At 71.6% G+C, this 14,748-nt stretch carries 11 protein-coding genes; 7 read left to right on the top strand and 4 right to left on the bottom strand.

Annotated features, from left to right (window positions below):
* Positions 1 to 4: 4 nt before the first annotated feature.
* Entirely contained in the window at positions 5 to 1,504 is a 1,500-nt protein-coding gene (gene hemG / locus OG361_RS30515) for a protoporphyrinogen oxidase (RefSeq protein WP_405858601.1), read from the bottom strand.
* 138 nt (positions 1,505 to 1,642) lie between these two features.
* On the opposite strand from hemG, the gene OG361_RS30510 reads away from it, so the two are divergent.
* Positions 1,643 to 2,680, top strand: coding sequence for a DUF4349 domain-containing protein (locus tag OG361_RS30510; RefSeq protein WP_405858599.1), 1,038 nt, complete (start codon positions 1,643 to 1,645; stop codon positions 2,678 to 2,680).
* Positions 2,681 to 2,857: 177 nt separating this feature from the next.
* A complete protein-coding gene (locus tag OG361_RS30505) occupies positions 2,858 to 4,231 on the top strand; it encodes an FAD-dependent oxidoreductase (RefSeq protein ID WP_405858598.1) in 1,374 nt (457 codons plus the stop codon).
* A 103-nt stretch (positions 4,232 to 4,334) separates the two neighbouring features.
* Here the strand turns inward: OG361_RS30505 and hemE are convergent, their stop codons facing one another.
* Positions 4,335 to 5,411, bottom strand: a complete 1,077-nt coding sequence (hemE, locus tag OG361_RS30500) for a uroporphyrinogen decarboxylase (RefSeq protein ID WP_405858596.1) — start codon at positions 5,409 to 5,411, stop codon at positions 4,335 to 4,337.
* A 91-nt stretch (positions 5,412 to 5,502) separates the two neighbouring features.
* Between hemE and OG361_RS30495 the strand changes: the two genes are divergently transcribed.
* Positions 5,503 to 6,204, top strand: a complete 702-nt coding sequence (locus OG361_RS30495) for a DUF3000 domain-containing protein (RefSeq protein ID WP_405858594.1) — start codon at positions 5,503 to 5,505, stop codon at positions 6,202 to 6,204.
* A gap of 250 nt (positions 6,205 to 6,454) precedes the next feature.
* On the top strand, positions 6,455 to 7,120 hold the full coding sequence (locus OG361_RS30490) for a LuxR C-terminal-related transcriptional regulator (RefSeq protein ID WP_384577710.1): 666 nt from the start codon (positions 6,455 to 6,457) through the stop codon (positions 7,118 to 7,120).
* A gap of 89 nt (positions 7,121 to 7,209) precedes the next feature.
* Here OG361_RS30490 and OG361_RS30485 read toward each other — a convergent pair whose 3' ends face one another.
* Positions 7,210 to 7,656, bottom strand: coding sequence for a hypothetical protein (locus OG361_RS30485; RefSeq protein WP_405858592.1), 447 nt, complete (start codon positions 7,654 to 7,656; stop codon positions 7,210 to 7,212).
* A 760-nt stretch (positions 7,657 to 8,416) separates the two neighbouring features.
* On the opposite strand from OG361_RS30485, the gene OG361_RS30480 reads away from it, so the two are divergent.
* On the top strand, positions 8,417 to 9,700 hold the full coding sequence (locus tag OG361_RS30480) for an HRDC domain-containing protein (protein WP_405858590.1): 1,284 nt from the start codon (positions 8,417 to 8,419) through the stop codon (positions 9,698 to 9,700).
* Between the two features lie 92 nt (positions 9,701 to 9,792).
* Here the strand turns inward: OG361_RS30480 and OG361_RS30475 are convergent, their stop codons facing one another.
* Positions 9,793 to 10,914: an alpha/beta hydrolase gene (locus tag OG361_RS30475; RefSeq protein ID WP_405858588.1), complete on the bottom strand. Its 1,122-nt coding sequence runs from the start codon at positions 10,912 to 10,914 to the stop codon at positions 9,793 to 9,795.
* Between the two features lie 307 nt (positions 10,915 to 11,221).
* On the opposite strand from OG361_RS30475, the gene OG361_RS30470 reads away from it, so the two are divergent.
* Together OG361_RS30470 and OG361_RS30465 are read left to right on the top strand one after the other, a co-directional pair.
* Entirely contained in the window at positions 11,222 to 12,436 is a 1,215-nt protein-coding gene (locus OG361_RS30470; RefSeq protein ID WP_405858584.1) for a thiolase family protein, read from the top strand.
* On the top strand, positions 12,433 to 14,571 hold the full coding sequence (locus OG361_RS30465) for a 3-hydroxyacyl-CoA dehydrogenase NAD-binding domain-containing protein (protein WP_405858583.1): 2,139 nt from the start codon (positions 12,433 to 12,435) through the stop codon (positions 14,569 to 14,571). The genes OG361_RS30470 and OG361_RS30465 overlap by 4 nt, the downstream gene beginning before the upstream one ends.
* Positions 14,572 to 14,748: the final 177 nt, after the last annotated feature.

Genomic DNA, 14,748 nt, shown 5'->3' with positions numbered 1-14,748 from the left:
CCCGTCACGAGGAGTGCCCCGCACCGGGGTCGGTCCTTTTCGACGTGGCGATGATCTCGTCCCCGAACCGGGCCCCGTGCTCGCCCCCGATTTCGGCGGCGATCTCGTCTGCCGCGCGGTGGGCCGAGGCGACGCACGCGGGGATGCCGACGCCGTCGTACGCGGCGCCCGCGACCCTCAGCCCGGGAAGGGCGGCGACGGCCTCGCGGAGCCGGGCGACGCGGGCGAGATGGCCGACGGGGTACTGGGGCAGGCCGCCGGTCCAGCGGGTGACCGTGGTGGCGACGGGGCGGGCGGTGAGCCCGGTGGCGGCGGCGAGGTCCTTGAGGGAGGCGGCGACGAGGTCGTTGTCCTCGCGGTGGACCTGCTCCTCCTCGCCGTGGCGGCCGACGGAGGTGCGCAGCACGAAGACGTCGGGGGCGCCGTCGGCGACCCACCGCCACTTCTGGCTGGAGAAGGTGGAGGCCTTGATGGTGTGGCCGTCGACGGGCGGCACGAGGAAGCCGGACCCGGCCAGGGCGGGCATGTCGGAGCGGCGGAAGGCGAGGGTGATCAGGGCCATGGAGGCGTAGGCGATCCCGGCCAGCTCGGCGGAGGCGGCGGGCGCGTGGTCGGCGAGGAGCGCGGCGGCGGGCCCGGCGGGGGTCGCGAGGACGACGGCGTCGGCGGCGAGGACCCTGTCCCCCGCGACGACCTCCCAGCCGGCCGGTCCGGTGCGGCGGAGGGCGGTGACGGGGGTACGGGTGAGGATCTCGCCGCCGGCGGCGCGGACCGCGTCGGCGACGGCGCCCGGCAGGGTGCCGACACCGCCCTCGACGCCGAGGAAGACGGAGCCGCCGAGACCGGTGGCGGCGCCCGCCGCGTCGGCGGGGACGGCTGCCCCGGCCCGCTGCACGGCCTGGACGGCGGCGGTGAGCGTGGGGTGGCGGCGGGCGGACTCGAAGAGGGCGGGGACGGCGGCCTTCATCGAGATGCGGTAGGCGTCACCGGCGTAGACGCCGCCGAGGAGGGGTTCGACGAGCCGGTCGACGACCTCGTGGCCCATGCGCTCGGCGACGTACGCGCCGATGGCGATGTCCTCGCCGATCTCGGTCGGGGGCAGCTCGTGGTCGATGCCGATCCGGCGGACGCCCTCCTCGGAGAGGAGTCCCTCGACCGCGCGGCCGTCGCCGGGTACGCCCATCACATGGCCCTTGGGCATGGGGATCAGCGCGTCGCGGGACCAGACGGAGGCGGTGGTCGTGGCCGGGGGCTGCAGCCGGTCGCCGAGGCCGACGGCCCGGGCGAGGGCGACCGCCTCGGGGCGGCGGGCGAGCAGCGACTCGGCGCCGAGGTCCACGGGCGCGCCCGCGATCTCGCCGGCGAGGAGCTTGCCGCCGAGCCGGTCGCCCGCTTCGAGGAGGGTCACCCGGTGGCCGGTGCCGGCCAGCCGGAGGGCGGCCGCGAGTCCGGCGATTCCGCCTCCGGCGACGACGACGTGGGGTCCCGTGGTGTCCGCGTTCATGGGACCACTCTCTCAAATCGCCCGCGCGCTCCCGTTCCGAGGCCGGACCGTGACCGCATCGCTACCGCCGGACGGCAACCCGTACCGCCACCTCCCACGTCCAACGGGCACGACTCACCACCACCTTGGGGGGGACCCATGAGGAGAACACGAACGCGAACCACGGCGACGGCCGCGGCGCTCCTGACGGCCACGCTCGTCCTGACCGGCTGCGGAGCCGGCTCGATGTCGGACTCGGGCGCGGCCGACACTCGGGACCTGAGCGCGGCGAAGCCCGCCGACGGGTCCGCCGGCCGGGCCGCGGACGGTGCGCCCGAGGGCGCCGCCGACGGCTCGGCGGGCAGCGAGAAGGCGCCCACGGCGCCGGACAAGGCGGCAGCACAACAGCACGTCATCCGTACCGCCTCGCTCACGGTGGAGGTCGGGGACGTGGGGAAGGCCCTGGCCACGGCCCGGCGGGTGACGGCGGGCGCGGGCGGGCGGGTCGAGAACGAGACGACGGAGCGGGTCGACGACGCGTACGTCACCTCGCACATCGTGCTGCGGGTGCCGCAGGAGCGGTACGACGCGGTCCTCACCGAGCTGGCGGGGACGGGCAAGCTCCTCGCCCGCAAGGCCGACGCCAAGGACGTCACCGAGCAGGTGGTGGACGTGGAGAGCCGGATCGCCACCCAGCGGGCGAGCGTGGCGCGGGTGCGGGCGCTGATGCAGCGGGCGGAGCGGCTGGCCGACGTGGTGACCCTGGAGGGCGAGCTGAGCCGCCGGCAGGCGGACCTGGAGTCGCTGCTGGCCCAGCAGTCCTCGCTGAAGGACCGGACGTCGCTGGCGACGATCACCCTCGAACTCACGGAGAAGGAGAAGCCGAGGCCCGAGCAGGAAGAGGAGGAGGGCCGTCCGGGCTTCGGGGACGCGCTGAGCGGCGGCTGGAACGCACTGGTGGGCGCGCTCGCCTGGATCGGCATCGTCCTCGCGGCGCTGGCCCCGTGGCTCGTGGTGGCACTGATCGTGTTCGTCCTGTGGCACCGCCTGATCCGCCCGCGCCGCACAGCAAGCCGGACAACACCGGAGACCTCCCCGGAACCGCCGAACATCGAGCGCAACGCGGCCGGAGCCCCCACGACACCCAAAACACCGAAGACCCCCTCTGTACCCGACACCCGGAGCCCCGGCGAGTGAGCCGAAGGGGCGGGCAGGGCTGTGAGCCCGAGCCCGGCGAGTGAGCCGAAGGGGCGCGGCCGGGGGAACAGCCCCGAGCGCGCGGAGGCCCGTGAGGAACGAGCGGGTCGAGCACGGTCGGGGCTGTGAGCCCGGCTGGAGCGCCCCGGAGGCGAACCGAGCCCTCAAAATGGGCACATGAGCGAACGACTGGTGGTCATCGGGGGCGACGCGGCAGGCATGGCCGCCGCGTCGCAGGCGCGCAGGCTCAGGTCCGCCGGGGAGTTGGAGATCGTCGCCTTCGAGCGCGGTCACTTTTCCTCGTACTCGGCCTGCGGCATTCCGTACTGGGTCGGCGGCGACGTCACAGCCCGGGACGAGCTGATCGCCCGGTCCCCGGAGGAGCACCGGGCGCGCGACATCGATCTGCGGATGCGGACGGAGGTGACCGCGATCGACGTGCCCGGCCGGCGGGTCCTCGCCCGGGACCTGGAGGCCGGTACGGAGGCGTGGACGGGTTTCGACAAGCTGGTGATCGCGACCGGGGCGCGGCCGCTGCGTCCGCCGCTGCCGGGGATCGACGCGCCGGGGGTGCACGGGGTGCAGACCCTGGACGACGGTCAGGCGCTGCTGGACTCGCTGGAGCGGACGCCGGGGCGGCGGGCGGTCGTGGTCGGCGCCGGCTACATCGGTGTGGAGATGGCGGAGGCGCTCCTGGCCCGGGGTTACGAGGTGACGGTCCTGACGCGGGGCGAGCAGCCGATGACGACGCTGGATCCGGACATGGGCCGGCTGGTGCACCGGGCGATGGACGGACTGGGGATCACGACGGTCGTCTCGGCGGAGGTGACGAAGGTCCTGACGGGTGCGGACGGCCGGGTGCGGGCGGTGGCGACGGCTGATGCCGAGTATCCGGCGGACGTGGTGGTCCTGGGCACCGGGGTGGTGCCGGAGACCTCGCTGGCGCGGGCGGCGGGGCTGCCGCTGGGCGAGTACGGCGGGCTGCTCACGGATCTCGCGATGCGGGTGCGCGGTCACGAGTCCATCTGGGCGGGCGGGGACTGTGTGGAGGTTCTGGACCTGGTCTCGGGCCGGGAGCGGCACGTCCCGCTGGGGACGCACGCGAACAAGCAGGGCCAGGTGATCGGGGCGAACGTCGGCGGCGACTACGCGACCTTCCCGGGTGTGGTGGGCACGGCCGTGTCGAAGGTGTGCGACCTGGAGATCGCGCGGACGGGCCTGCGGGAGAAGGACGCCCGGGAGGTGGGGCTGCGGTACGTGACGGTGACGGTGGAGTCGACGAGCCGGGCGGGCTACTACCCGGGGGCGGCGCCGATGACGGTGAAGATGCTGGCGGAGCGGCGTACGGGGCGGCTGCTCGGGGTGCAGATCGTGGGCCGGGAGGGCGCGGGCAAGCGGGTGGACGTCGCGGCGGTGGCGCTGACGGCGGGAATGGGCGTGGAGGCGATGACGGCGCTGGACCTGGGGTACGCGCCGCCGTTCTCGCCGGTGTGGGACCCGGTGCTGATCGCGGCCCGGAAGGCGACGGCGGCGGTCCGCGCCGCAGGCTGACGAGACGCGGGCAGACCGGACGCGGAACGGCGACGGCCGCCGGGGTCACCCCGGCGGCCGTCGCCGTCGCGTGCGTGCGTGTGTGCGAGTGTGCGGGCAGCGGTCAGACGGCCGTCCGCGTGTGCACGTACTCGACGAGGCGGCTCAGGGCGTCCGGGTCCATCGACGGCATGACGCCGTGGCCCAGGTTGAAGACGTGGCCCTCAAGATCCTTCGCGGCGGCGAGGACCTCGTCCGCCTTCGCCTCCACGACCTCTCGGGAGGCGAAGAGCACGGCGGGGTCCAGGTTGCCCTGGAGCGCCTTGCCGGGGCCGACGCGGCGGGCGGCCTCGTCGAGCGGGACGCGCCAGTCGACGCCGACGACGTCCGCGCCCGCCTCGCCCATGAGGCCGAGCAGCTCGCCCGTACCGACGCCGAAGTGGATGCGCGGGACGCCGTAGTCGGCGACCGCGTCGAAGACCTTCACGGAGGCCGGCATGACCGAGCGGCGGTAGTCGGCGGGGGCGAGGGCGCCCACCCAGGAGTCGAAGAGCTGCACGGCGGAGGCGCCGGCCTCGATCTGGACCTTGAGGAAGGCCGAGGTGATCTCGGCGAGGCGGTCGAGCAGGTCGGCCCAGAGCTGCGGGTCGCCGTACATCATCGCCTTGGTGCGCTCGTGGCTGCGCGACGGGCCGCCTTCGACGAGGTAGCTCGCGAGGGTGAAAGGCGCGCCCGCGAAGCCGATGAGCGGGGTGTCGCCCAGCTCGGCGGTGAGCATCCCGATGGCCTCGGTGACGTAGTGGACGTCCTCGGGGGTGAGGTCGCGCAGCCGGGCCAGGTCGGCGCGGGTGCGGATCGGGTCGGCGACGACCGGGCCGACGCCGGGCTTGATGTCGAGGTCGAGGCCGATGGCCTTGAGCGGGACGACGATGTCGCTGAAGTAGATGGCCGCGTCGACCTTGTGGCGGCGCACCGGCTGGAGCGTGATCTCGGTGACCAGCTCGGGCCGCATGCACGACTCGAGCATCGGGATGCCCTCGCGGACCTTCAGGTACTCGGGGAGGGAGCGCCCGGCCTGCCGCATGAACCAGACGGGGGTGTGCGGCACGGGCTCGCGCCGGCATGCCTTGAGGAACGCGGAGTCGTACGTCCGCGACTGCTGCTTCGTCTGCTGGCCCACGGGGCTGTCATTGGCACTCACGCCCAGAATCTTCGCATGTGGCGGGAAGCCGCTGGCCCGGGCCGGGTGTCCCTCCCTGCGCGGAGGCCCCGTTCCGCCTACTCTTCCCCGCATGGCTGCGGCGCAGGGACATTTTTCCGATCATTCCGACGGCGATCGAGGGACGGACGAAACGGCGGACAGTACGGAGACGAACCCGGTGCCACCCGCCTTCCGGCGGGCGGTGGAGGCGCTGCGATCGGCGCGACTGCGGTCCGAGATCGAGATCGACCCGACCAGGCCGCCGCAGCGCCTGGCCCCTTACGCGTACGCGGTGGAGGCGGCCGTCGTCGACGGCGAGGAGGACCTGGCGGACGGGCGGCTGGTGCTGCTGCACGATCCGGACGGGCACGAGGCATGGAAGGGCACGTTCCGGCTGGTGACGCTCGTCCGGGCGGAGCTGGAGCCGGAGATGGCGGCGGACCCGTTGCTGCCGGAGGTGTGCTGGTCCTGGCTGACCGGGGCGATGGAGGCGCGCGGGCTCGCGTACGGGGAGGCGAGCGGGACCGTCACGATGGCGGGCTCGCACTACTTCGGCGGGCTCGCGGACCGCAGGCCGGCGACGCAGATCGAGATCCGGGCGTCCTGGACGCCGCACGAGGGGCTCGGTGGGGTGCCGGACACGGGGGCGCATCTGGCGGCCTGGTGCGATCTGCTCTGCCAGGTCGCGGGGCTGCCGCCGGCGCAGGCGGATCCGGTGGCGGGGCCGACGGGGACGGTGACGGGCGCGGGGGTCGTCTCGCTGCCCCAGCGGCGGGGTCCTCAGCAGGCCTAAGAGGCTTTCGGCGGACCTTCTCGGAAGAGGTACGGCACGGGCACGGGAGGGGTACGGGAGAGGGTCCGCTCGTAGGATGATCGATCACTCGTCCGAATTGCCCTAATTGTTACTCACCAAATCGTGATCTTTCCCTAAAGGCGGGCGGCCCAACTGCCGAAGGAGTCAGTGACCCCTTCACAGCACGGGTTCACCCCCGGCTTCTTCCCCGAGCCGGCTCCGTCCCGCACCCTTCCCCCCAGGAGGCCTGGTGTCCGTTCTCCTCGAGCAGCCCGCAAGCCTGGTCGCCTACCGCCCGAACAAGCCGACGGCCATGGTCGTCGTGGCCGACCCGCGCGTCCGCTCCACCGTGACCCGCCACCTGTGGGCCCTCGGAGTACGAGACGTGATCGAGGCTTCGTCCATCGCGGAGGCCCGTCCCCGCGTCGGCAATCCACGCGACATCTGCGTGGCCGACGTCCACCTGCCCGACGGCAGCGGCCTGACCCTGCTGTCCGAGACCCGCGCCGCGGGCTGGCCCAACGGCCTCGCCCTCTCGGCCGCCGATGACATCGGCGCCGTACGCAACGCCCTGGCGGGCGGCGTGAAGGGCTATGTCGTCACCGGTACCCGCAACAACATCGGCCACCCGACCCGGCCCGGAGCCGCACCCATCGGTTCCGCGGCCGCCCGCCTCGGCCACCGCCGCCCCCCGGGTTCCCCGAGCCACCCGGGCGGCTACCGCGAGCTCTCCGGCCGTGAGGTCGAGGTGCTCCGGCTCGTCGCGGAGGGCCAGTCGAACAAGGCGATCGGCGTCTCCATGGGGCTCTCCGCCCTCACCGTGAAGAGCCACCTCGCCCGTATCGCCCGCAAGCTGGGCACCGGCGACCGAGCGGGAATGGTCGCGGTGGCCCTTCGGACGGGCATCATCCACTGACGGAAGGCCGACAAGAAGCCCGCGCCTGTCGACGGAACGTTCCGTCGACAGGCGCTTGCCGTTCACCGATCTCCGCGAAGTCCCTGGTCCTAGACCCCCGCCGGCTTCCAAAGCGTTGCCAGGAATGTAAGATTGTCCCCGTTGACGCTGCCTGGGGACTTCTTGACCAGCTTCATCCACACAACAGCGTCTTCGTCCGTGATGACACAGAAGGCTTGACCAAGATTCATATCGGAATCCGAGATCTCGCCGACGCTGTTCGCCTTCGCGTCGCGCGCACAGTTCTCAGGGGTAGGTAGAGATGCGGAAGCCGCGCCGAAGTATTTTTTCGCCGACAGCCCGTCTCCGCATCCGTAGGACATGTCCTCGCCCTTCATGCTCACTTCTCCGCTCTCAACCGCCGGCTCGTCGAGGTCGGCCACGGAAGACAGGCAGCCACCCTCGGTAGCCGTGAGCGTGAACCTTCTGTCCTCGTAGCCGTCGACGTAGCCGGGCTCAGGCGCTGCCGGAGCGGATGGAGGGGCGGTGCTCGTCACCGGGGCGGAGGTCTCAGGACCAGCCGCCGGGGCGGAGGTCTCAGGACGAGCAGCCTGGGCGGAGGTCGCAGGACCAGCGGTGGTTTGAGTGCCCTGACCGTTGCCGTTCCCGCATTGAGCCGATCCGCTGCAATGGGTCGACGAGCAGCCCAGGAGAGTTGTCAGGAAGGCCGCCGTTCCCAGCACCACGGCGCCTGCCGACTTAGCTCGCACTGGGCTGCGGTCCATTGTTGACGTCGCCCCGGACGTTGCCCTCACCGCATTGAGCCGATCCGCTGCAATTGGTGCCCGATCCGGCGATGAGCGTAGCCAGACCAGCGATGAGCGCGGCGGCGATCGGCACTCCGATGTAGATGATCAACTGTTTCCTGGTGAAGCGTGTCCCGGATGCCACGGATATCCCCTCGCGTACTCGTCGACGTCACGATTGGAAGTGGCAAGTGTCTATCAACCTTGCTCCCTCTCGCGCCAGTTGGCGGAAGAGTCACGTTCGAGATTCGGACTGCAGTCCGATTCGATCAATGAATTCCGGCCATGAACCGGCTCGAAGAGTGCTGATTCAGCTCGGCAGACTCCGCCGCACCTCACGTGGCATCGACAGAATCCCGTGCGAGTGAGGCCTTCGAGGGCACATCCGGGCACTCGCGAACGGCAAGAGTGGTGACACGATGAGCATCACTGAGAACAGTTTTCGCAGGTCAGAACCCCCTTCTCTCGAAGGTGCAGGTCAGGGCCTCGCACGGGCAGATACCCTTGACAGGTGACCGACGCCCAAGAGACCGCAGCAGACACAGCACTGCGCACCACCGGGGGCGGCCCCCCGGACGACGATGTCCCTGCGAATGGGCTTCCGATCCCGTTGCTGGAGCCCCGCGAAGGGGTTCCGCCCGTCGTCGAGACCGAGGACGCCCTCGCCGAGGTGATCGCCGCCTTCGCCGCCGGGTCCGGCCCCGTGGCCGTCGACGCCGAGCGCGCCTCCGGCTACCGCTACGGGCAGCGCGCCTACCTCGTCCAGCTCCGCCGTGAGGGCGCGGGCACCGCGCTCATCGACCCCGTGGGCTGCCCCGACCTCTCGGGGCTCGGCGAGGCGCTCGCCGGGACCGAGTGGATCCTGCACGCCGCGACCCAGGACCTTCCGTGCCTGCGCGACATAGGCATGCTCCCGACCTCGCTCTTCGACACCGAGCTGGCCGGACGGCTCGCGGGCTTCCCGCGCGTCGGCCTCGGCGCGATGGTCGAGTCCGTCCTCGGCTACGCCCTGGAGAAGGGCCACTCCGCCGTGGACTGGTCCACCCGTCCGCTGCCCGATCCCTGGCTCCGGTACGCGGCCCTGGACGTCGAGCTCCTCGTCGACCTGCGCGACGCGCTGGAGAAGGAGCTGGACCGGCAGGGGAAGCTGGAGTGGGCGCACCAGGAGTTCGACGCGATCGCCTCGGCCCCGCCCGCCCCGCCGCGCAAGGACCCGTGGCGGCGGACCTCCGGCATGCACAAGGTGCGCCGGCGTCGCCAGATGGCGGTCGTACGGGAGCTCTGGACGGCCCGTGACAAGGTCGCCCAGCGGCGGGACGTCTCCCCCGGCAAGGTGCTGAGCGACGCGGCGATCGTGGAGGCGGCGCTCGCGGTGCCGGTGAACGTGGCCGCGCTCACGGCGCTGCCCGGGTTCGGCAACCGGATGGGCCGCCGTCAGCTGGAGCAGTGGCAGGCCTCGGTGGACCGGGCCAGGGCCCTGCCGGAGAGCGAGCTGCCGCAGCCGGGCCAGCAGGTCGCGGGCCCGCCCCCGCCGCGCGCCTGGGCGGACAAGGACCCGGTCGCGGCGGCCCGCCTCTCGGCGGCCCGCGCCTCGGTCTCGGCGCTCGCGGAGGAGCTGAACCTTCCGCAGGAGAACCTGATCACCCCGGACACCGTGCGCCGGGTCTGCTGGGAGCCGCCGGCCCCGGCCGACGCCGAGGGTGTGGCCGCGGCCCTTGCCGGCCACGGCGCCCGCCGCTGGCAGGTCGAACTGGTGACCCCGCTGCTGGTGGAGGCGCTGACGGCGACGGCGTGACCCCGCTTCGAGAGAGCCCCCGACCGCGTGCGGCCGGGGGCTCTCGCCGTCCGTGGGATCCCCGGTGACTTCTACCGGATCCCGCGGGGCTCCTACGGGATCGGGCTGAGGTTCCCGTCGATGTCCATGTCGAAGGCGCCCTGGGTCTTGCCGTCGACCTTGAGGTGCTTGAGCCAGTGCTTCGAGAGGTTGTGCACGTTCTTGTGCTGCATCTCCCACACCAGCGAATGCCCCGCACAGGCCAGCTTGACCATCAGCTTGTGCTGGCCCGCGACAGCGTCGTAGAGCGCGGGGACCGAGAAGTTGAGTTCCGGGTTCGGGTTGGGCGGTGACGTGTTCACCTGCTTGTCGTACTCTCCGTACGCCATCAGCACGGGCACGCTGCCGCCGAGCACCCCGCCCTGCGCCGCGGTGGTCTCGTTCCATCCCCACCGGACGAAGTTCCTGATCCGGTTGAACCCCGTCGGGGGTCCCCACGTGCTGCCGATCGGGTCGTTCGCCATGATCGCGTCCCATGCCACGTCGACGATGCCGGGCGCGCGCTGACCCTCGCAGGGCGCCTCCGCGGCCCAGCCCGTGTCGAATCCGCCCTTGCCGCCGATGAAGGTCGGAAAGCCCGGCACCGGCAGCGTGGCCGGCGGGTTCGACGTTCCCAGGGGCGGGAAGATCGGTGCGAGCAGGAACAGGCTCGCCACCTTGTCGGGGTTCTTGACCGCGTACGGTCCCATGGTGAACGCGGCGGCGGACCAGCCGATGAAGGCGACCTTCTCCACGTTGCACTCGGCGCGGATGAACTCCACGACGGTGTTCAGTTCGTCCCGGTCGCTGTTCGAGTTGGTCAGCTGGAACGGATAGGTCGGCAGGCCCGGAACGAATCCCGGCGGCCTCGGCGTCAACAGGGGCTGCTGGGCCGGGTTGACGTTGTGCGGGTCGTCCATCTTGGGGCGCGGGGAGCGACCCGAGCCCTGGAGGTCCATCATGAAGACGTCGTAGCCGGCTTTCGCCAGCGCCTCGGCCCAGCTGTACGACTCGTGCTGGAGGTCGAAGCCGGCGAGCACCGGGACGCTCCGGCCGTGGAGCATGAGGACCGGTGTGCGCGGCCCGCTGTCGGACGTGTCGCGACGCTCCCGTACGAAGAGCTTGACCGGCTCGCCCGCGTTCGCGGGGACGGTGGACGTGTGGGGGACTTCGTGGTCGGTGGTGACGATCGCCACAGGAGTCCTTTCCGTGCGCTGGGGGCCGGAGCCTCGCGCCCCGACCGGTGCCAGCCTCCGCCCGCCGACGGGCGTCCACGCCGCGACACGGCCGCCGCCCCGGCCCATCGGGTTGCGGGACCCTCCGATCGGACGGGCGTACGCGGGGGGCGCGCGGCCGTCCCGGTGGCATCCTCGGTGTGACCTTCGCCGCTTGGGCCTCAGGGGCTGGGCAGCTCGGTTACCCGCAAGTAGCATGGAGGAAGCAAGCGCACGCTTAGGCGTGTCGCCGCAGCAGTGCCATCCCGCACCCTGGAGGAGAGCCAACGTGCCTCGTAGCGTCAGGGACGTCGTCTTCGTCGACGGCGTCCGCACCCCGTTCGGCAAGGCGGGCCCGAAGGGCATCTACCACGAGACCCGCGCCGACGACCTCGTCGTCAAGGCCATCCGGGAGCTGCTGCGCCGCAACCCCGGCCTCGACCCCGCGCAGATCGACGAGGTCGCCATCGCCGCGACCACGCAGATCGGTGACCAGGGTCTGACCCTCGGCCGTACGGCGGGCATCCTCGCCGGGCTGCCGCAGTCGGTTCCCGGCTACTCCATCGACCGCATGTGCGCCGGCGCGCTGACCGCCGTCACCTCGGTCGCCGGTTCGATCGCCTTCGGCGCGTACGACGCCGTCATCGCCGGTGGCGTCGAGCACATGGGCCGCCACCCCATGGGTGAGGGCGTCGACCCGAACCCGCGCTTCGTGTCGGAGAAGCTCGTCGACGAGTCCGCCCTCTTCATGGGCATGACCGCCGAGAACCTGCACGACAGGTACCCGAGCATCACCAAGCAGCGCGCGGACGAGTACGCCGTGCGCTCGCAGGAGAAGGCCGCCAAGGCGTACGCCGACGGCAAGATCCAGCAGGACCTGGTGCCGATCTCGGTGCGCCGGACCGACGCCTCCACCGGTGAGACCGGCTGGGGCCTGGTCACCACCGACGAGCCGATGCGCCCGGGCACCACCCTGGAGTCGCTGGCGAACCTGAAGACGCCGTTCCGCGTCCACGGCAACGTCACCGCGGGCAACGCCGCCGGTCTCAACGACGGTGCCACCGCCTCGATCATCGCCTCCGAGGACTTCGCCCGCGAGAACAACCTCCCGGTCAAGATGCGCCTCGTCTCGTACGCCTTCGCCGGCGTCGAGCCCGAGGTCATGGGCTACGGCCCGATCCCGGCGACCGAGAAGGCCCTCGCCAAGGCCGGTCTGTCCATCGAGGACATCGACCTCTTCGAGGTCAACGAGGCCTTCGCGGTCCAGGTCCTCGCCTTCCTGGAGCACTACGGCATCGCCGACGACGACGCCCGCGTCAACCAGTACGGCGGCGCCATCGCCTACGGCCACCCGCTCGCCTCCTCCGGCGTCCGTCTGATGACGCAGCTGGCCCGCCAGTTCGAGGAGAACCCGCAGGTCCGCTACGGCCTCAACACGATGTGCGTCGGCTTCGGCATGGGCGCCACGGTCATCTGGGAAAACCCCCACTGGGAGGGCAAGTGAGCACCACCGCCGAGCTTCTGAAGGGCGCCGCGGAGCTCTTCCCCGACGAGGTCGTCACCAGCGCCCACGTACGGCACTTCGAACTGCCCGCCGGTGCGGGTCGGTTCGCGCTGATCACGCTGGACAACGGCTTCGACCACACCAAGCCGACCACCTTCGGCCCGCAGTCCCTCGCCAACCTGAACACGGCGATCGACCAGGTCGAGGCGGAGGCCGCCAACGGTGAGATCGTCGGCGCCGGCATCACCGGCAAGCCGTTCATCTTCGCCGTCGGCGCCGACCTCAAGGGCGTCGAGCTGCTGAAGAAGCACGACGAGGCCCTCGCCATCGGCAAGGGCGGCCACGACGTCTTCAAGCGTCTGTCCGCGCTCGCCGTGCCGACCTTCGCGTACTACAACGGCGCGGCCATGGGCGGCGGCGTCGAGGTCGGTCTGCACTGCACCTACCGCACCGTGTCGAAGGCCCTGCCGGCCTTCTCGCTGCCCGAGGTCTTCCTCGGCCTGGTGCCCGGCTGGGGCGGCTGCGCGATCCTGCCGAACCTGATCGGTGCCGAGAAGGCCGTCTCGGTCATCATCGAGAACTCGCTGAACCAGAACCGTCAGCTCAAGGGCAAGCAGGTCTTCGAGCTCGGCATCGCCGACGCGCTGTTCGAGGGCGCGGACTTCCTGGAGCAGTCGCTGATCTGGACGGCCTCCGTCCTCAACGGCTCCGTGACCGTCGAGCGTCCCGAGATCGACCGCGGCGAGGCCTGGGACCAGGCCGTCGCCAAGGGCCGCCTCGTCGCCGACTCCAAGGTGCACGGCGCCGCCCCGGCCGCCTACCGCGCCCTCGACATCATCGAGGCCGCGAAGGACGGGGACCTGCAGAAGGGCTTCGACGCCGAGGACCAGGCCCTCGCGGACCTGATCATGGGCGGCGAGCTGCGCTCCGGCATCTACGCCTTCAACCTGGTGCAGAAGCGCGGCAAGCGCCCCGCCGGCGCCCCGGACAAGTCGCTGGCCCGCCCGGTCACCAAGGTCGGCGTCGTCGGTGCCGGTCTGATGGCCTCCCAGCTGGCCCTGCTCTTCCTGCGCCGCCTCGAGGTGCCGGTCGTCCTGACCGACATCGACCAGGAGCGCGTCGACAAGGGCGTGGGCTACGTCCACGCCGAGATCGAGAAGCTGCTCGGCAAGGGCCGTATCAACCAGGACAAGGCCAACCGTCTCAAGGGCCTGGTCTCCGGTGTCCTGGACAAGGCCGAGGGCTTCGCGGACGCGGACTTCATCATCGAGGCCGTGTTCGAGGAGATGTCGGTCAAGCAGAAGGTGTTCGCGGAGGTCGAGGCGGTCGCCCCGGCGCACGCGATCCTCGCCACCAACACCTCCTCGCTCTCCGTCTCGGAGATGGCCTCCAAGCTCCAGCACCCGGAGCGCGTGGTCGGCTTCCACTTCTTCAACCCGGTCGCGATCCTCCCGCTCCTGGAGATCGTCCGCGGCGAGCAGACGGACGACGCCTCCCTCGCCACCGCCTTCGGCGTGGCGAAGAAGCTGAAGAAGACCGCGGTCCTCACCAAGGACGCCCCGGCGTTCGTCGTGAACCGCATCCTCACCCGCTTCATGGGCGAGATCCAGAACGTCATCGACGAGGGCACCTCGGTCGAGACCGCGGAGAAGGCCATCGAGCCGCTCGGTCTGCCGATGTCCCCGCTGGTCCTTCTGGAGCTGGTCGGCCCGGCGATCGGTCTGCACGTCTCCGAGACCCTGAACCGCGCCTTCCCGGACCGCTTCACGGTCTCCCCCAACCTGAAGGCCGTCGTCGAGGCCGGCAAGCGCGGCTTCTACGTCTACAAGCCCGAGAACGGCTTCAAGCCGGAGCTCGACCCGGAGGTCGCCGCCCTCCTCGTCCAGGGCGACTCCGTCCTGACCGAGGAGCAGGTCCGCGACCGCGTCCTGGACGCGGTGGCGCAGGAGATCGGCCTGATGCTGGAGGAGGGTGTCGTCGCCGAGGCGCAGGACATCGACCTCTGCCTGATCACGGGCGCCGGCTGGCCCTTCCACCTGGGCGGCATCACGCCGTACCTGGACCGCGAGGGCGTCTCCGAGCGCGTCAACGGCAAGCGTTTCCTGGCGCAGGGCGTGGCGAGCGTTCCGGCGTAACACCGGAGTCCACCCCTCAGGGCGTACGCGAACGGCCCCGGCACCTGGAGAAGGTGCCGGGGCCGTTCCCCGTTCAGGGGGGCCGGGGCCGTTCCCCGTTCGGGGGGGTCGGGGCCGTTCCCCGTTCGGGGGGGCCGGGGCCGTTCCCCGTTCGGGGGGGGCGGGGCCGTTCCCCGT

The organism is Streptomyces sp. NBC_00090 (genome assembly GCF_045160815.1).
GTDB lineage: Bacteria > Actinomycetota > Actinomycetes > Streptomycetales > Streptomycetaceae > Streptomyces.
This window is presented reverse-complemented; position numbering and strand designations above follow the sequence as displayed.